We start from the raw sequence: 17,558 nt of genomic DNA on the forward strand, positions 1-17,558 counted from the left end.
CCACTTAGGCATCAGCCGCCCCATCCCTTTATCTTCTTTGCGTGCATATACGTCAACGCTTTTTTTGTTTATTTCCCCCACGTAATATTCCGCTCCATCAGGAGTGATCCCTTGCACATCAGATAGATTTTTTAGTTTTGCGCGCTTAGGAAGATTTTCAATAAAGTTGCAAGTTGTTTTATCGCCGGCAATTCTTTATATTCTTGCTTTGTCTTTGTCATTGACCAGCTGGGACATTTGCGTTTCAATATCACTCGATGCTTTGTAAGCATTCACGTAAATCCAGCCTGCGAAAATCATGATCAAGGCAGCCACACAAAACCATGTTGTTTTTCTTTTAAAAAAGTTCACCATTTTTCCTCCCAAACTACTGCTTTTTCTTAAATCTTAATGATAGTACAGCAATGGAGGGGGAAAAAGGCACTGGGGCAACTGTTCCGACCGGCCATTTGGAAAGAAACATAATGCCATTTTTATTGAAAAAACAAGAAATCCATTAGGAATTATCATTTTTAAATATAATGATGATTCTTTTTTTGCAGGATGCGGAAATGGGGCAGCCACTGCTTATCTATACAAAATAATTTTGAAAAAACAGAGATAAAAAGACGGAAACAGGGTATATATGTTTCTACTTGGAAGATCATGAGGGGGGTTTTTGCATGGATCATTATGCCAGCCGTTTGGAGGGCGATTATGCCGGGATCCAAAAGCCGGTAACGCAAACAGGAGAATTGCAACGAAAGGAAAAAATCGCATACGGCGCAGGGGATATCGGGTATAATTTTCTGTTTGACCTCGGGCAAATCTATTTGCTTAAGTTTTATACGGATACGCTCGGGCTTCCGGCTTCCATTGCAGGAATGGTATTTTTAGTGACAAAAATTTGGGACGCTTTTTCGGATTTTACGATTGGTACGGTTGTGGACCACCGGAAAAAAATCGGGCCAAAGGGGAAATTCCGCCCTTTCATTCTGTATACCGCAGTTCCGCTGGCGCTGATGACGGTGACGAATTTTCTTTCACCGGATTTTTCATTAAACGGAAAAGTGATTTGGGCCTTTGCTACATACATGGCTTTCGGCACCATCTACAGCATTTCCAGCATACCATACGGTTCAATGGCCCCGGCAATGACGAAAAAAGCCAATGAACGGGCTGAATTGTCCGCTTTCAGGCAAGCCGGCGCCAATCTTGGATTGCTCATTACAACAGTCGGTTTTATGCCGGTTGTCCTCCTGTTCGACAATCCGAAAATCGGATATCCGGTGGCGGCTGCGATTTTTGCAACGGCCGGTATATTGCTGCAAATCTATTCTTATAAGCATATAAAAGAGCGCCATGTCGAACTGGAACCGAAAAAAACAAACCACTCGGTTAAAGACAGCTACAAGGCGCTTGTCAAAAACGGCCCCCTTTTCATTGTCAGTCTGGTCAATTTATTTACCATTTCAGCCTACAATGTGAAACTGGCCGTCCAGGTGTATTACTGCCAGTATGTACTGCACAATGTCACCGTCGTTTCCTATATGGGATTTTTCAGCATGGGCTGCGCATTTTTCGGGATTGCCCTTGCCCCTTTTGCTCAGCGAAAAATCGGGAAAAAGTACACGTATATGTTCGGCTGTGCCATTTGGGCTGTTGCCGATCTGCTTGCTTTGTTTTTTGCCCATAATGCCGTCCTCTTTATTGTATTTGCCTGCCTCGCCTTTTTCGGAAATGCTTTTGTCAACAGCCTGAACTGGGCATTGATATCCGACTGTGTGGAATACGGGGAATGGAAAACCGGAAAGCGGACGGAAGGCATTGTCTACTCTTTTTTTACATTCTTTCGCAAAATGTCGCAGGCTGTCGCCGGGTTTATTCCCGGGTTTGTGCTGGGCATTTCCGGATATGTGCCGAATGCCGTCCAGTCTGCAAGCGCCATTTTCGGTATCAAAGCGCTTATGTTCATCTATCCGGCAGCACTGTCCATTTTAACCATTGTTGTATTCGGCTTTTTCTACCGCCTGACGGAAAAGAAATATAAAGAAATCGTGGCGGAGATGAACAGCAGGTAATGCAGGACAATTTGGGGAGTACCTTTAACAAAGGGCTGTCCCTTTGCACATACTGGCTTGCAGCCGGGTTCGTGTCTGTATTTTCTGCCTTTCTCTGCCGGCTTGGGCATCCCTTGTCCATTTTAAATGCCAAGGGGTATGTTTTTAAACATCATGATCATCATCGTTGTCCTTTTCCTTATATGCTTCTTCCAATTGGCGTTCTTGTTTTCCCGGAACGATCCACTTATTCAGTTTATTGATGATATTTGCACGCAAGCACTTTCTAAAACGAGTCATCATAGAATGGCCAAATGGGGCTTTTTCCTGGAATTCAGGCAAACCGATAAATACTGAAGATACGGCTTTTCTATGATCTGTTCGATTGCATCTCGGCCAAGTAGCCCAAGATGCTCTTTGATGTAGAGAGCTCTTAGAACGATTCTGACGGCGTAATCCTGTTCGCCTTTAAATTTTTTTGAAGGACCTGGCATCCCTTTCTTCATCTCTTCACAAAGGGATTATTTCAGCAAGACGGGCCCAGCGATTTTTGTTATCCCAATTTCAAGAGAATGGTGTAGAAAAAGTTTTCTGCAAAAGTGAATTGATGCTCGGCCTTTTTTACATAGCAACGGTCTCCAAGTGCAAGGTCCTTATGGCATCAAAACGCTGCCAAACATGACAACGAGGCAGCAGCTTATAATGAGTTCCAAAATCTTTCTGATTTTCCAGAATATCATTATAATAAAATTTTTGCATAAAAATTGTCGTTTTCGACGAGGAGGATTTTGATTACGCCAAAAAGATCCATAAACGCTATCCGCCTGTTCCCTTCTATTTACAAGTCGGCAATCCGGATGTTACTTTGCCTGACCGGGATGCATTAGCGAAAATGCTGACCGGAAGATATGAATGGCTGATCAATCTGGCCTTGCAGGCAGAAGAAATGAATGATGCTTATGTCCTTCCCCAATTGCATGCATTGGTGTGGGGGAACAAACGGGGCGTATAAGAGAAAAGGGCCGGCCTGCGCACGCAGGGCAGCCCCTCTTTTTCTCACACATGCTGGCTTGCGGCCGGGTTCGCGTCGGGTTTTACTGCCTTTTTATCTTTCATCCGGCTGTAGATGTTTGCGAGCAACGAACCAGACAAATTATGCCAGACGCTGAAAATCGCGCTCGGGACGGCGGCAAGCGGGGAAAAATGCGCGGTAGCAAGCGCTACCCCGAGCCCGGAATTCTGCATGCCGACTTCCATCGAAACCGCTTTTTGCTTGGCAAGGTCCATCCCGCACAAACGGGCGAAGAAAAAGCCGATGATAAACCCGAGCAAGTTATGCAAAATAACGACGGCAAAAACGAGTAAAGCCGTTTGTGCAATTTTTTCGGCGCTTCCGGCGACCACTCCTGCTACAATCAGCACGATCGCCACAACCGAGACAAGCGGCATCGCTTTTGCACCGGCGCGCGCCTGTTTGCCGAAAAACTTTTTCACGATAAACCCGAGCAAAAGCGGCACAATGATCACTTGCACAACCGAAAGGAATAAAGACAATACACTGACATGCACCCATTTGCTAGCAAACAGCAGGATTAAAAGCGGTGTGACAATCGGCGCAAGAATCGTGGACACGGAAGCGATCGCAACAGCAAGCGCCACATTGCCGCGTGCAAGAAACACCATTACGTTCGAAGCCGTGCCGCTCGGGCAGCAGCCGACAAGGATGACGCCGATGGCAATATCTTTCGGTAAGTTGAGCCCGACTGCAAGCAGAAAAGCGATAAGCGGCATGATGACAAAATGGCCGACCACGCCGAGCGCCACCTCAAGCGGCTTTTTGAAAACTTCTTTAAAATCTGATAATTCAAGCGTCAACCCCATGCCAAACATGACAATTCCCAATAAAGGTACGATATAATTCCCGATCCACGCAAAATGCTGCGGTAAAAAATAAGCGATGACTGCAAAAATCAGCACCCATACGGTGAACGTTTTCCCTGCAAACGCGCTGATTTTTTCTAAAGTTGCCATGTGAAGACCTCCAAATATAAATTGTTTTCTAAAATGATAGAATATCTGACAAAATAAATCAAGGCAGCCATTTCAATATTTTGGGATTTATTTAGATCATTCGTTTCCGAAAACATTTTTTTCACCAAAAAAAACAGCGCAATGCCTGGGCCTGCGCTGTTTACAACATATTCCGTGTTTTTCATGCATCCTTCGTTTTTTTCATGGCCAGCACTTTGTCGGTATCCGGTGTGACATAAACGGTTTGTTGGTTCTCGTAAATGACAAATCCGGGTTTTGCGCCGTTCGGTTTTTTCACGTAGCGCACTTTCGTATAATCGACCGGGACGGAAGCGGACTGGCGCGCTTTGCTAAAATAGGCGGCGAGTGATGCGGCTTCCAAAATCGTTTCCGGCGCCGGGTTTTTGCTGCGGATGACAACATGCGACCCGGGAATGTCTTTTGTGTGCAGCCAGATTTCATCGCGGGCGGCGACCCGGTTTGTCAAATAATCGTTTTGCTTGTTGTTCTTTCCGACAAGAATTTCCGTGCCGTCCGAAGCCTCGTATTTTTCGAGGGCGATTTTGTTTGCATTTTTCCGCCGGGCGCGGCTGTGCCGTTTTTTCAAATAGCCTTCTTCTTCCAGCTCTTCGCGGATTTCCCCGATATCTTTCGGCGAGGCTGTTTCAAGCTGCTGGAGGAGGTTTTCAAAATACAGCACTTCATCCCGGGCTTTTTTGATCTGTTCACGCACGGCGACTTGCGCATGCTTCGCTTTCTGGTAGCGGGAAAAATAGCTTTGCGCATTTTCGGCAGGGGTTTTTAGCGGATCAAGCGGAATTTCAACCATTGCCCCGTCCTCATCGTAATAGTTTTGCACTTTCACTTTGTCCATGCCTTTTTTTACAGCATACAAATTTGCTGTCAAAAGTTCGCCGTACAGCTGGAACTGTTCGGCATTTTGCGCTTCCGCAAGCGTGACTTCCAGCTTTTTAATTTTGCTTTCGTTTTTCTCTAGTTCATTTTTCACAAACCGCTCAAGATCGTGGCCTTTTTGCTTGACGCGGTCACGTTCGGCTTTACCGGCATAAAAACGGTCAAGCAGCGCGCTTAAAGTCGGAAACGTTTTGACTTCGCCTTCAAGAGACGTAAGCGGGATCATGTAGAACGATTCTTTTTGCGTGCCAATGATCATCACTGGCTGGAGGTCAAACTTTTTAATCGGCTCCATAACGGACAAAAACGCGTCCGTGACCGCATCTGGATTCGAAAACTTCGCCCGGTGCATGATTTCTTTCGCCAAAAGAGGGGAGACGCCGGCAAATTGCGCGACAATTTGCTTGTCCATTTTCCCGCTGTTCCAGTCAAGCGCTGCTATGACATCCTCTTTTGCCGCCTCAAGCGGGTTCCGTTTGTGTTGTTCAGGGGGCATGACATATTCATGCCCGGGGAGAATCGTCCGGTACGTATTCACAGCCGGTGGGACATGTTTGATGCTGTCCATGATCAGGTTCCGCTCTTTGTCGACCAAGATGATATTGCTGTGGCGGCCCATGATTTCCACGTACAGCTGTTTAAAGGAAATATCCCCGATTTCGTTTCGGTTTTTGATGTCAAAGACAACAACGCGGTCAAGGCCGGCCTGGTGAATATCCTCGATCACGGCACCTTCCAGATGTTTTCTTAAAAGCATGCAAAACATCGGCGGGTCCTGCGGGTTGTCAAATGGTTCATCCGTCAGCTGAATGCGCGCATAGGCCGGGTGTGCCGACAAAAGCAGCCGCCTGTTTTTTCCGTTTGCACGCACCACAAGGACCAGTTCATTCTGGTACGGCTGGTGGATTCTGTTCATCCGCCCACCTTTTATCGTATCAACAAGTTCTTTTACCATCGCTCTTGTAAATAATCCGTCAAATGACATATCGCATTCCTCAATTCTTTCGCGCATGCATAAAGCATTGCGTCAGTCGTTGGCATGTTAAATTATATCATTTTTTTGGACAGGGCTGAATATGTTGCTATTAAGACAATAATGGGCAGAAGCAGGGGAGAGTGTATTTTCATGATGTTTCACGAAATGAGTGAAAAAGAAGTAGAACAGGAATTCGGAACTGATCTGGAAAAAGGGCTCACCGAAAAAGAAGCGGAAAAAAGAATCAGGCAGTACGGCTTTAATGAACTGGAAGAGGCGGAAAAGGAATCTGCCCTTATGCTCTTTCTCAGCCAGTTTAAAGATTTTATGACGCTCGTCCTGCTTGCCGCAACCGTGATTTCCGGATTTCTAGGCGAATATGTCGACGCGGTCGCCATCATCGCCATTGTATTGATTAACGGGTTTCTCGGCTTTTTTCAGGAGCGGCGGGCCGAGAAATCGCTTGAAGCATTAAAAGAACTTTCCGCACCGCAAGTCAATGTGCGAAGAAACGGGCGATGGGTAAAAATCCCTTCCAAAGAAGTGACGCTTGGTGATATTTTAAAATTTGAAAGCGGGGACCGGGTTGGCGCCGATGTCCGGATTGTAAAGGCCAATAATCTTGAAATTGAAGAGTCGGCGTTAACCGGAGAGTCCATCCCTTCCCCGAAATCAACGGAACCGATTCCTGTGGAAAATGCGGGCCTCGGCGATTTGCATAATATGGCGTTTATGGGGACAATGGTAACGCGCGGCAACGGCATCGGCATTGTCACCGGCATCGGGATGCAGACGGCAATGGGGGAAATTGCCGATATGATTCAAAACGCCGAAGCGATGGCGACCCCTTTGCAAAGAAGGCTCGAGCAACTGGGAAAAATTTTAATCGTGGTGGCGCTGCTTTTAACCCTCCTTGTTGTTCTTGTCGGCGTCTGGCACGGGCATGACTTGTATTCCATGTTTCTGGCGGGGGTTTCGCTCGCGGTTGCGGCGATTCCGGAAGGCCTGCCGGCGATTGTGACGATCGCATTATCGCTCGGTGTCCAGCGCATGATCCGGAAAAACGCGATCGTCCGGAAACTGCCGGCTGTGGAAACGCTTGGCTGTGCGTCTGTCATCTGCTCGGATAAAACCGGCACAATGACGCAAAACAAAATGACAGTCACTCATTTATGGAGCGGGGGAAAGACGTGGAAAGTGTCCGGGACGGGCTATGAGCCGAAAGGGATTTTTACGGACAATGGCGCGGAAATCCACCCGTTAAAGGAAAAAAGCGTCTACCAGCTGTTGACGTTCGGGCTATTATGCAACCATGCCGAATTGAAAGTGAAAAACAAAGAATATATCATAGACGGCGACCCGACGGAAGGCGCGCTCCTCGTTTCTGCCCTGAAGGCCGGTTTAACGAGGGAATTACTGCTGAAAGATTTTACGATTGAACAGGAATTTCCATTTGATTCAACGCGGAAAATGATGAGCATGGTGATCCGTGACAAACACGGCAAACGGTTTGTGATCACAAAAGGCGCGCCGGATGTGCTGCTCGGGGTAAGCCGGTCGGTGCTCTGGAACGGCAGGGAACAATCGTTTGATCCGGAAACACGGAGAAAAGTAGAGAAAGCGGTCGAATCTTTGGCTGCCCAGGCGCTCCGGACGATCGCCATCGCATTCAAGCCGCTTGCAGCAGGCGAAACGGCAAAAAACGAACAAGAGGCGGAGAAAAATTTGATTTTTCTCGGCGTCCAGGGAATGATCGATCCGCCGCGGCCGGAAGTCAGACAAGCCATTAAAGAATGTAAGGAAGCGGGCATCCGGACGGTGATGATTACGGGCGACCATGCTGTGACCGCAAAAGCAATTGCAAGACAGCTCGGGATTTTGCGCACAAGCCGTGAAAAAGTGGTGGACGGCGCGATGCTGAACGAACTGACGGTGGATGAGCTGGAAGACGTGATTGACGAAGTTTCCGTGTTTGCACGTGTATCGCCGGATCATAAACTGAAAATCGTCAAAGCTTTCCAAAACCGCGGGGCAGTCGTCGCCATGACAGGAGACGGCATCAATGACGCACCGGCCATAAAAACGGCCGATATCGGCATCTCGATGGGCATAACCGGAACCGATGTCGCAAAAGAAGCGTCCTCGCTCATTTTGCTCGATGACAATTTTGCGACGATTAAAGCGGCGATCCAGGAAGGCCGCAATATTTACGAAAATATCCGGAAATTCATCCGTTACCTGCTCGCTTCCAATGTCGGCGAAATTCTGGTCATGCTGTTTGCGATGCTTTTGTCCCTGCCGCTTCCCGTCGTTCCCATCCAAATTCTGTGGGTCAATCTCGTAACGGATGGGCTGCCGGCGATGGCGCTCGGCCTCGACCAGCCGGAAGAAGATGTGATGAAGCGGAATCCGCGCCATCCGCGTGAAGGGGTGTTTGCGCGCGGGCTCGGCTGGAAAGTGATTTCGCGCGGTTTTCTGATCGGAATTGCGACATTGGCCGCTTTTGTGACCGTATATTACCAGCATCCTGACCGGCTTCCTTACGCCCAAACGATTGCATTTGCAACACTTGTCCTTGCCCAGCTGATCCATGTGTTTGACTGCCGCAGTGAACGCTCGGTGCTTGCGCGCAATCCGTTTGGAAACGTCTATCTTGTGCTTGCTGTTTTGTCATCGGTGTTGCTTATGCTTGCCGTGATTTATGTTCCAGCCCTCCAGCCGGTTTTCCATACACTTCCGATTTTGCCAAAAGACTGGCTGCTCGTCCTCTGCATGAGTGCGATTCCGACATTTTTGCTTGCGGGGACCTATTATTTAAGAAAAAAACCTTAAATTATGCTATAATCTTAAAAGTAATAGGGGATCCTCTATTACTTTTTCTTTTGGCGAAGTTTCCCCCGGCGCTCCGGTTAAGATTTTCTTTCCTAATTGAACGGGGCGCGGTATAATCTCCGTAAAAGCTTTTTTGATTGAGCCAGGAAAAGGCGCGATGAAAGCCGTGAAGGTTAAAACCGGCGCGACGGTAGATGTAAGAAGAGATTGGGCGTGAGAAGATGGTCTTAAGCATGACGGGCTATGGCAGAGGCCGCCGAAAGACGCAGCAGTTCAGTGTGACAGTTGAGATCAAGTCTGTCAACCATCGCTTTTGCGAATATCAGATCAGGATGCCGAAGCAGCTTGTCAAAGTGGAAGAAGAGTTGAAAAAAATCATCGGGAACTATGTGCAGCGGGGTCGTATTGACGTGTTTGTCACCATTGCCGGTGAAGGGCTTGTCAAACGCAGGCTGCGGGTCGACTGGGATTTGCTGGACGAATACCACCGGTTTTTAAGCCGGATCCGTGAGCAATACGGAATTGAATCAGGTTTTGGCATTCGCGAGTTATTAAACCGCGAAGATTTAGTTACAATAGAAGAAATAGAGGAAGATAATGAAGAAATCCTCACCCTTGTCTTGGAAGCCTGCAAAGAGGCGGCCGGGCAGTTGCGGCTTATGCGCGAAAAAGAAGGTTCCCTGCTCAAAGCCGATTTGGAAAAACATCTCCAAACGATTTCAAAGCAGGTGGACGATATCAAAACAGAGGCGCAGTCGCTCGTTTCTACATACCGATTCAAACTTGAAAAGCGGATGCAGGAGCTATCAGGCGGCCGGCTGGATGAAGCGAGGCTCGTCCAGGAAGCGGCGCTGTTTGCCGACAAATCCGATATCCATGAAGAAGTAACAAGGCTTGAGAGCCACTTGATTCAATTTGGCGAAACGTTGGCGCTTGATGAGCCAATTGGCAGAAAACTGGATTTCATGATCCAGGAGATGAACAGGGAAGTGAACACGATCGGATCAAAAGCAAATGCTTCCGGTATTTCAACAGCCGTTGTTGAGCTCAAAACGGTCCTTGAGAAGATGCGCGAGCAAGTGCAGAATATAGAATGATTCGCGCGAAGTCAATTGTATGCGAGCGGGAGAGGATGCAGGTGGTAAAACTCATTAATATCGGCTTTGGCAATATCATTTCGGCAAACCGCATCATTTCCATTGTAAGCCCGGAATCAGCGCCGATTAAGCGGCTCATTCAGGATGCACGCGAGCGTGGCACTTTAATCGATGCGACATACGGCAGAAAAACCCGGGCAGTGGTAACGATGGACAGCGGCCATGTGATTCTCTCCGCAGTTCAGCCGGAAACAGTGGCGCACCGTGTTACGGACGGGGAAACAGATGGCGAGGAGGTATAGCGTTGAAGAAAAAAGGATTGCTCATTGTGTTATCCGGTCCGTCCGGTGTCGGGAAAGGGACCGTACGGAAAGCCATTTTTTCGCAGCCGGATACGAAATTTGAATATTCCATCTCAATGACGACGAGAAAACCGCGGGAAGGTGAAATCGACGGGGTGGATTATTTTTTCAAAGAACGCGAAGAATTTGAAGAACTGATCAGGCAGGGAAAACTGCTGGAGTACGCGGAATATGTCGGCAATTATTACGGGACACCTGTCGATTATGTGAAGGAAACATTGGAAGCGGGAAAAGATGTGTTTCTCGAAATTGAAGTGCAGGGCGCACGGCAGGTCCGCGAAAAATTTCCGGACGGCTTATTCATTTTTCTTGCGCCGCCAAGTTTGTCCGAACTGGAATTGAGGATTACGCAGCGCGGGACGGAAACAGCCGAAAGGATTCGCGACCGGATGGAAAAAGCCCGCAAAGAAATCGAAATGATGAATTTATATGATTACGTCGTGGAAAATGATACAATAGAAAACGCCTGCGAAAAAATCAAAGCCATTGTCGTCGCGGAACATTGCCGGACGACACGCGTTGCGAAGCTGTATAAAAAAATTCTGGAGGTTGAATAAGATGCTTTATCCTTCCATTGATGAACTATTGAAAATTATCGATTCAAAATATTCCCTTGTCACGATCGCGGCAAAACGCGCCCGCCAGCTGCAGGACGAGCATAACGAAGTACTTGAAAAATATGTTTCCGATAAAAATGTCGGCAAGGCGCTTGAAGAAATTTATGTCGGCGTCCTCCGGATCAAACACGATGGAACAGCTTCTTAAGGCATCCTGGCGCGATCATACGGAAAATCACAGAGCAGGGACTGGCGGATATGGCGTCAGCCCTTTTTCTTATATTTGCTTTTTTGTTAGAATAGTCGTAAGGAGTTTGACTGAGATTTTACAGGGGGCATATGGATGCTTGGAAAAAATATACTATTGTGCGTAACCGGCGGGATTGCCGTCTTTAAAGCGGCTGCGCTCACAAGCAAGCTGGCGCAGTCCGGCGCACATGTGAAAGTCATCATGACGGAATCCGCCTGCAAGTTTGTGGCGCCGTTAACGTTTCAGGCGCTTTCCCGGAATGAAGTGTACACCGATACATTTGATGAGAAACACCCGGAAAAAATTGCCCATATTGATCTTGCAGACTGGGCGGATCTTGTCCTCGTTGCGCCGGCCACCGCTAATATTATTGGAAAATTGGCGAACGGAATAGCGGATGATATGGTCTCGACCACGATTCTCGCCACGACCGCGCCGGTATGGGTGGCGCCGGCGATGAATGTCCATATGTATGGCCACCCGGCTGTCCGCCGGAACCTGGAAACGCTTGGAAGCTTCGGCTACCGGCTGATCGAGCCTGCGGATGGGCATCTCGCATGCGGCTATACCGGAAAAGGAAGATTGGAAGAACCGGAGAACATCGTGGCGCTTTTGAAAGATTTTTTCAGCGGTGGCGGACCAAAACCGTTGTCCGGGAAAACGGTTTTAGTGACAGCCGGCCCGACGATTGAAAAAATTGATCCTGTTCGCTTTCTTTCAAACCGTTCGTCCGGAAAAATGGGATTTGCGCTTGCCGAAGAAGCGGCCAATATGGGGGCAAACGTTTTGCTTGTCACAAGTGTGGACAATCTGACACCGCCCGCCGAAACGGAAATCATCAAAGCGGAGAGCGCAGAGGAGATGTATCATGCGGTTATGGGCCGCTACAAAGAAGCGGATATCATCATTAAAAGCGCAGCCGTGGCAGACTACACGCCGGTCCGTGTTTTTGATAAAAAAATGAAAAAACAGCCGGGCAACCTGACGCTGGAATTGAAACGGACAAAAGATATTTTAAAAGAACTCGGCGAAAGGCCGGACAAGCCTTTTCTCGTCGGCTTTGCCGCGGAAACCGATAATCTCGAAAACTATGCGCGCGACAAAATGGAACGGAAGCGTGCGGATATAATTGTTGCCAATGATGTGAGCCGGGAAGGCGCCGGCTTTGCCGGTGATACCAATATCGTGACCATTTTTAAACGCGACGGCTCGAAACGGGAACTCCCGCTGCTTTCCAAGCATGAGGCGGCAAGGGAAATTTTGCGCGAAATCTGCCGCGAGATCGAAAAGGGCGAAAAGAAATGAAGATTGCAAATGTGATTGTCGATATACCGGCAATGCAGACAGATAAATATTTTGATTACCGGATCCCGGAAAAATGGGAAACGGCCATTCAGCCGGGAATGCGCGTCATTGTCCCGTTCGGCCCGCGTACGATCCAGGGATTTGTTGCGGGCATAAAAGACCGTTCAGAAGTGAAGAACTTGCGTGAAATCATTGCGCCGCAGGATTTGGCCCCGGTTTTGAATGCGGAGCTGCTTGCGCTCGGGGACTGGCTTGCGAAGGAAACGCTTTGCCTGAAAATCTCCGCTTACCAGGCGATGCTGCCGGCTGCGATGAAGGCAAAATATGAAAAACGCATCAAAAGGCAGGACGGGGGCGCCAACCCTTTTCTTGACGAAGTGTTTAAGGGTCATGACGAAATCAGCTGGAAAGAAGCACAGCAAAAGGGCTTTCTGCCGTTTCTGCAAAAAGAAGCGAAAAACGGATCGGTGGAAGTCGTGTATGAAGTCAAAAGCAAAGCCAATAAGAAAACGGTCCGGCTTATTTTCTGCCCGCTGTCCAAAGACGAGCTTGAAAAACGGATGGAAGAAGTGCCGAAAAATGCACCGAAGCAAAAGCAGGTGCTGCAATTTTTCCTGGAAAATCCGGATGCTAAGATGCCTTCTCCCGAACTGGCAGAAACAGCCGGCGTATCGCGGGCGGTTATCAAAACATTGCTTGAAAAAGGATGGTTGGAAGAAAAACAGGAAGAATCGTACCGCGATCCGTATGCCGGCCGCCAATTTCAAAAGAGCGTGCCACATGCTTTAACTGCGGAGCAGAAGCAGGCAATCGGCCCGGTCCTTTCCGCTGTCCGCGAAAACAGAAATGAAACGTTTTTGCTTTTTGGCGTAACCGGTAGCGGAAAAACGGAAATTTATCTCCAGTCGATACAGGAAGTGCTGAACCAGGGAAAAGAGGCGATTGTCCTTGTGCCGGAAATTTCTCTTACGCCGCAAATGGTGAACCGTTTTAAAAGCCGTTTCGGCAAAGACGTGGCGGTTTTGCACAGCGGCTTATCGGTCGGCGAAAAATACGATGAATGGCGGAAAATTACCCGCAAAGAAGCGAAAGTGGTCGTCGGGGCGCGGTCGGCGATTTTTGCCCCGCTTGAAAATCTTGGCATCATTATTATTGATGAAGAACATGAAAACAGCTACAAACAGGAGGACAACCCGCGCTACCATGCGAGGGACGTCGCCCTTTTCCGGAGCAAAAACCACCATTGCCCGGTCATACTCGGCAGCGCCACCCCGTCGCTTGAATCATTTGCCCGCGCGCAAAAAGGGGTCTATACTTTGCTGAAAATGGGAAAACGGATGAACAACCACCCGCTTCCCGAAGTTTCAATTGTCGATATGCGCGAAGAATTGCGCGCAGGCAACCGTTCCATGTTCTCAAGAGAGCTTTTTGAAAAATTGAAAGACCGTCTGGAGAAAAAACAGCAAACTGTGCTGCTGCTGAATAAAAGGGGATACTCTTCCTTTGTCATGTGCCGGGACTGCGGGTATGTGCAGCAATGCCCGAACTGTGATATCTCGCTTACCTATCACCGCTCTACAAACGAAATGAAATGCCATTACTGCGGTTACGAGACGTTTGTGCCCGCAACATGCCCGGAATGCGGGAGTTCCCATATTCGTTATTTCGGAACAGGGACGCAGAAAGTGGAAGAGGAACTGGGGCGGTTGCTGCCTGAAGCGCGCGTGATCCGGATGGATGTCGATACAACCGGCCACAAAGGGGCACATGAACGGATGCTGCAAAGCTTTGCAAACGGGGAAGCCGATATTTTGCTCGGGACGCAGATGATTGCAAAAGGGCTCGATTTCCCAAATATTACGCTTGTCGGCGTGCTGAATGCGGACACGATGCTCCATTTGCCCGATTTCAGGGCGTCTGAAAAAACGTTTCAGCTTTTAACGCAAGTAAGCGGGCGTGCGGGGCGGCACCAGCTGGAAGGCGAGGTTGTTGTCCAAACCTATACCCCCGAACATTACAGCATCCAATTTGCAGGGGAACAGGACTATGAACGCTTTTACCGCCAGGAAATGAGAATGCGGAAAGTGGGCGCCTATCCTCCTTTTTACTATCTCACCCTGATTACGGTCAGCCATGAAAATGTGATGAAAGCCATGTCCGCAGCCGAAAAAATCGCAGGTTTTATGCGGAACCGGGTGTCGGGCGGAAGCGTGATTTTAGGCCCTTCGGCATGCCCGGTACCCCGTGTGAAAAATAGATATCGTTACCAATGTCTGATAAAATACAAACGGGAACCGCGGCTCAATGAAACATTATCTGTTTTGCTGGAACATTTCCAGCACCAGATTGCCTCGGAAGGATTAAGCATCGCGGTCGATGTCAATCCTAATATGATGATGTAACAGGAACGAGTGATTCGAAATGATGGAGATTGTAAAATATCCTGCCGCTATTTTGGAGGAAAAATGCAAACGGGTCACGGCATTCGGCCCGTCTTTAAAAGCGGTACTGGATGAAATGTATGAAACGATGCTTGAAGCGGACGGGGTCGGCCTTGCCGCCCCGCAAGTCGGCATCAACCAGCAAATCGCCGTTGTCGATACCGGGGATGAAACAGGCCGGATTGACCTCATCAATCCGAAAATCGTAACAAGGCGCGGGGAACAGACGGATGTCGAAGGCTGCCTGAGTTTTCCCGGCGTTTATGGGACGGTTTCGCGCGCCAATTATGTGAAAGTAAAAGCACAGGATGCAAACGGAAGGGCGTTCACCATTGAAGCGGAAGATTTCCTTGCCCGCGCTTTGCAGCATGAAATCGACCATCTGCACGGCGTTTTGTTTACGTCCAAAATCATTGATTATGTGGATGAGGAAGACTTGGTTTTTGAGGAGGCCGATGCAGAATGACGAAAGTGGTGTTTTTGGGAACGCCGGATTTTGCCGTGCCGGTTTTACAGACTTTGATCCGCGACGGGTACGAGGTCATTGGCGTTGTGACGCAGCCGGACAGGCCGGTCGGCAGAAAACAGGTTTTAACCCCTCCGCCTGTAAAACGGGAGGCGGAAAAGCACGGCATTCCGGTTTTTCAGCCGGAAAAATTGCGCGAGCCGGAAAGCCTCGCCCGTATTTTGGCGCTCAAACCGGATGTTGTGGTTACATGCGCATACGGGCAGATTTTGCCGAAAGCATTGCTTGATGCGCCCCCGTTCGGCTGCATCAATGTCCATGCGTCACTGCTGCCGGAACTGCGTGGCGGGGCGCCGATCCATACGGCTATTTTACAAGGGAAGAAAAAGACCGGCGTCACCATTATGTACATGGCGGAAAAACTCGATGCCGGCGACATTTTCAGCCAGCGGGAAGTCGAAATTGAAGAAACCGATGATGCCGGCACCCTCCATGACAAGCTGAGCAAAGCGGGCGCTGTGCTTTTATCCGAAACGCTTCCGAAAATCTTGGCAAAAGAAGTGACGCCGGTGCCGCAGGATGAACAGAAGGCGACGTTTGCCCACAATATTACGCGCAGCCAGGAAAAAATCGATTGGAAAAAACCGGGGGAAGTCATTTACAACCAAATCAGGGGGCTGTGCCCGTGGCCGGTTGCCTACACCGTGCTTGGCGGAAAGACGTTTAAAATATGGAAAAGCGAAAAAGTGCCGCTTTCTGAGCAGGCGGAGCCGGGCACCATCGTCACGATAGAAAAAGACGGGATCGTGGTCGCAACGGGCAACACAACCGGCATTAAAGTGACGGAACTGCAACCTGCCGGGAAGAAACGGATGGCGGTTGCACAATTTTTAAACGGTTCAGCGGGCGGCCTTGCACCCGGAATGAAATTTGGAGATGAAGATGAGTAAAGATCGGAAAAATGTCCGTGAAGCGGCGCTTGAACTTTTGGAGGCAGTGGAGAAAAACGAGTCGTACAGCAATTTGCTGCTTGACCGCTATATTGAAAAATACCGGTTCCACGGTCCTGACCGGGCGCTGCTTACGGAAATCACTTATGGCACGTTGCAGAGAAAACAGACACTGGACTATTTTCTCGCCCCGTTTTTGCGCAAAAAAATTGAAAATTGGGTGCGGATTTTGTTGCGCTTGTCTTTATATCAAATGGTATACTTAGATAAAATCCCTGACCGCGCGATTATTTTTGAAGCGGTGGAGATCGCCAAAAAACGGGGCCACCGCGGGATTTCCGGAATGGTCAACGGCGTTTTGCGCGCCATCCAGCGCGGGGGGCTCAGAAGTTTAAAGGAAATAGAAGACCCGCTTGAAAGATTATCGGTGGCAACGAGCCATCCGCACTGGCTTGTGGCAAGATGGGCGGAAGCTTACGGCTATAAAACGACGAAAGAAATGTGTGAAGCAAACCTGATTCCGCCGTTACAGACAGCAAGGGTGAACCTGAACCGGGCATCCGTGGAAGAAGTCATCGAAAAACTGGAGCGGGAAGGGTTTACCGTTGAGCGGAGCCCGGTTATTCCGGAAGCTGTCCGCTCACGAAAAGGCAATCTTGCCCGCTCGGCATGCTTTAAAGAAGGGCTCTTCACCATCCAGGATGAAAGTTCGATGGCGGTTGCCTATGCGCTTTGCATCCAGGAAGGCCAGCGGATTCTGGACGCTTGTGCGGCACCGGGCGGAAAAACGACCCATATTGCGGAAAAGTTAGAAGGAACGGGAGAAGTTGTCGCGCTCGATCTCCATCCGCATAAAGTAAAACTGGTTCAGGAAAATGCAGAGAGGCTCGGTACCGGACAGGTCGAAGCGATTGCGATGGACAGCCGGGATGCAGGCGCCCGTTTTGAAAAAAATACTTTTGACCGCATTCTTGTCGACGCGCCGTGCACAGGTTTTGGCGTGCTGCGACGGAAACCGGATATCAAATATGCGAAAACCGTTGACGATATCCATGCGCTAAAGCAGGTCCAGCTTTCGATTTTATCGGGCGTGTCGGAACTGTTAAAACCGGACGGCATCCTTGTTTTCAGCACGTGCACCGTTGACCGGAAAGAAAACGAAGGGACGATTGAAACATTTTTGCAGGAACATCCGGAATTTGAACCGTATCCGCTGCACGTCCCGGAAGCAATGGAATCTTGCGTTGACGGATACCGGATGCAGATTTTTCCGCAGGACTTCGGCGGGGACGGATTTTTCATCGCCAGCATCCGCAAAAAGGCCGGTAAAGCATAGG

14 protein-coding genes and 2 pseudogenes are annotated in these 17,558 nt (G+C 49.0%); 12 read left to right on the plus strand and 4 right to left on the minus strand.

Translation table 11 applies throughout. The annotated features are described in order from the left end of the window. Positions 1–195: 195 nt before the first annotated feature. Complete coding sequence (locus tag NSS95_RS05665) at positions 196–351, minus strand: hypothetical protein (RefSeq protein WP_328229096.1); 156 nt, start codon at positions 349–351, stop codon at positions 196–198. 311 nt (positions 352–662) lie between these two features. Between NSS95_RS05665 and NSS95_RS05670 the strand changes: the two genes are divergently transcribed. Further along, entirely contained in the window at positions 663–2,060 is a 1,398-nt protein-coding gene (locus NSS95_RS05670; protein WP_328229097.1) for an MFS transporter, read from the plus strand. A gap of 153 nt (positions 2,061–2,213) precedes the next feature. Here the strand turns inward: NSS95_RS05670 and NSS95_RS05675 are convergent. Continuing rightward, positions 2,214–2,613: pseudogene (locus NSS95_RS05675) on the minus strand (transposase); the annotation flags it as partial. A 174-nt stretch (positions 2,614–2,787) separates the two neighbouring features. Between NSS95_RS05675 and NSS95_RS05680 the strand changes: the two are divergent. Beyond that, positions 2,788–3,051, plus strand: a pseudogene (locus NSS95_RS05680) (7-carboxy-7-deazaguanine synthase QueE); the annotation flags it as partial. Positions 3,052–3,095: 44 nt separating this feature from the next. On the opposite strand, the gene NSS95_RS05685 reads toward NSS95_RS05680, so the two are convergent. Beyond that, positions 3,096–4,070 (minus strand): bile acid:sodium symporter family protein, encoded by a 975-nt coding sequence (locus tag NSS95_RS05685; RefSeq protein WP_061577219.1) that lies wholly within the window; start codon positions 4,068–4,070, stop codon positions 3,096–3,098. A gap of 181 nt (positions 4,071–4,251) precedes the next feature. Next, complete coding sequence (locus NSS95_RS05690; protein WP_340713834.1) at positions 4,252–5,970, minus strand: Rqc2 family fibronectin-binding protein; 1,719 nt, start codon at positions 5,968–5,970, stop codon at positions 4,252–4,254. 141 nt (positions 5,971–6,111) lie between these two features. Between NSS95_RS05690 and NSS95_RS05695 the strand changes: the two genes are divergently transcribed. From NSS95_RS05695 to rsmB, 10 genes are all read left to right on the plus strand, one after another. Next, on the plus strand, positions 6,112–8,793 hold the full coding sequence (locus NSS95_RS05695; protein WP_104851375.1) for a cation-translocating P-type ATPase: 2,682 nt from the start codon (positions 6,112–6,114) through the stop codon (positions 8,791–8,793). A gap of 221 nt (positions 8,794–9,014) precedes the next feature. After that, positions 9,015–9,890 (plus strand): YicC/YloC family endoribonuclease, encoded by an 876-nt coding sequence (locus NSS95_RS05700; protein WP_014095507.1) that lies wholly within the window; start codon positions 9,015–9,017, stop codon positions 9,888–9,890. Next, positions 9,887–10,192 carry an extracellular matrix/biofilm regulator RemA gene (gene remA / locus NSS95_RS05705; RefSeq protein ID WP_017551488.1) on the plus strand — a complete coding sequence of 102 codons (306 nt, stop codon included), beginning with the start codon at positions 9,887–9,889 and terminating at the stop codon, positions 10,190–10,192. The genes NSS95_RS05700 and remA overlap by 4 nt, the downstream gene beginning before the upstream one ends. Positions 10,193–10,194: 2 nt before the next feature. Further along, positions 10,195–10,809: a guanylate kinase gene (gene gmk, locus NSS95_RS05710; RefSeq protein WP_014095505.1), complete on the plus strand. Its 615-nt coding sequence runs from the start codon at positions 10,195–10,197 to the stop codon at positions 10,807–10,809. Position 10,810: 1 nt separating this feature from the next. Continuing rightward, entirely contained in the window at positions 10,811–11,017 is a 207-nt protein-coding gene (gene rpoZ / locus NSS95_RS05715) for a DNA-directed RNA polymerase subunit omega (RefSeq protein ID WP_014095504.1), read from the plus strand. A 135-nt stretch (positions 11,018–11,152) separates the two neighbouring features. Next, positions 11,153–12,364 (plus strand): bifunctional phosphopantothenoylcysteine decarboxylase/phosphopantothenate--cysteine ligase CoaBC, encoded by a 1,212-nt coding sequence (gene coaBC / locus NSS95_RS05720; RefSeq protein ID WP_017551489.1) that lies wholly within the window; start codon positions 11,153–11,155, stop codon positions 12,362–12,364. Then, positions 12,361–14,766, plus strand: coding sequence for a primosomal protein N' (gene priA, locus NSS95_RS05725; protein ID WP_340713835.1), 2,406 nt, complete (start codon positions 12,361–12,363; stop codon positions 14,764–14,766). Before coaBC ends, priA begins: the two co-directional genes overlap by 4 nt. 19 nt (positions 14,767–14,785) lie before the next feature. Continuing rightward, a complete protein-coding gene (gene def / locus NSS95_RS05730; protein ID WP_035189900.1) occupies positions 14,786–15,271 on the plus strand; it encodes a peptide deformylase in 486 nt (161 codons plus the stop codon). Then, on the plus strand, positions 15,268–16,221 hold the full coding sequence (fmt, locus tag NSS95_RS05735; protein ID WP_017551492.1) for a methionyl-tRNA formyltransferase: 954 nt from the start codon (positions 15,268–15,270) through the stop codon (positions 16,219–16,221). Before def ends, fmt begins: the two co-directional genes overlap by 4 nt. Beyond that, positions 16,214–17,557 (plus strand): 16S rRNA (cytosine(967)-C(5))-methyltransferase RsmB, encoded by a 1,344-nt coding sequence (rsmB, locus tag NSS95_RS05740; RefSeq protein WP_017551493.1) that lies wholly within the window; start codon positions 16,214–16,216, stop codon positions 17,555–17,557. The genes fmt and rsmB overlap by 8 nt, the downstream gene beginning before the upstream one ends. Position 17,558 lies beyond the last annotated feature (1 nt).

It is taken from the genome of Weizmannia sp. FSL K6-3076 (assembly GCF_038007245.1).
GTDB classification, from domain to species: domain Bacteria; phylum Bacillota; class Bacilli; order Bacillales; family Bacillaceae_C; genus Weizmannia; species Weizmannia faecalis.

What these genes read in the sequence shown, in the direction of transcription:
- NSS95_RS05670 (WP_328229097.1), top strand. Translation starts at nt 663, where the DNA reads ATGGATCATTATGCCAGCCGTTTGGAGGGCGATTATGCCGGGATCCAA.
- NSS95_RS05685 (WP_061577219.1), bottom strand. Translation starts at nt 4,070, where the DNA reads ATGGCAACTTTAGAAAAAATCAGCGCGTTTGCAGGGAAAACGTTCACC.
- NSS95_RS05690 (WP_340713834.1), bottom strand. Translation starts at nt 5,970, where the DNA reads ATGTCATTTGACGGATTATTTACAAGAGCGATGGTAAAAGAACTTGTT.
- NSS95_RS05695 (WP_104851375.1), top strand. Translation starts at nt 6,112, where the DNA reads ATGATGTTTCACGAAATGAGTGAAAAAGAAGTAGAACAGGAATTCGGA.
- NSS95_RS05700 (WP_014095507.1), top strand. Translation starts at nt 9,015, where the DNA reads ATGGTCTTAAGCATGACGGGCTATGGCAGAGGCCGCCGAAAGACGCAG.
- remA (WP_017551488.1), top strand. Translation starts at nt 9,887, where the DNA reads ATGATTCGCGCGAAGTCAATTGTATGCGAGCGGGAGAGGATGCAGGTG.
- rpoZ (WP_014095504.1), top strand. Translation starts at nt 10,811, where the DNA reads ATGCTTTATCCTTCCATTGATGAACTATTGAAAATTATCGATTCAAAA.
- coaBC (WP_017551489.1), top strand. Translation starts at nt 11,153, where the DNA reads ATGCTTGGAAAAAATATACTATTGTGCGTAACCGGCGGGATTGCCGTC.
- priA (WP_340713835.1), top strand. Translation starts at nt 12,361, where the DNA reads ATGAAGATTGCAAATGTGATTGTCGATATACCGGCAATGCAGACAGAT.
- def (WP_035189900.1), top strand. Translation starts at nt 14,786, where the DNA reads ATGATGGAGATTGTAAAATATCCTGCCGCTATTTTGGAGGAAAAATGC.
- fmt (WP_017551492.1), top strand. Translation starts at nt 15,268, where the DNA reads ATGACGAAAGTGGTGTTTTTGGGAACGCCGGATTTTGCCGTGCCGGTT.
- rsmB (WP_017551493.1), top strand. Translation starts at nt 16,214, where the DNA reads ATGAGTAAAGATCGGAAAAATGTCCGTGAAGCGGCGCTTGAACTTTTG.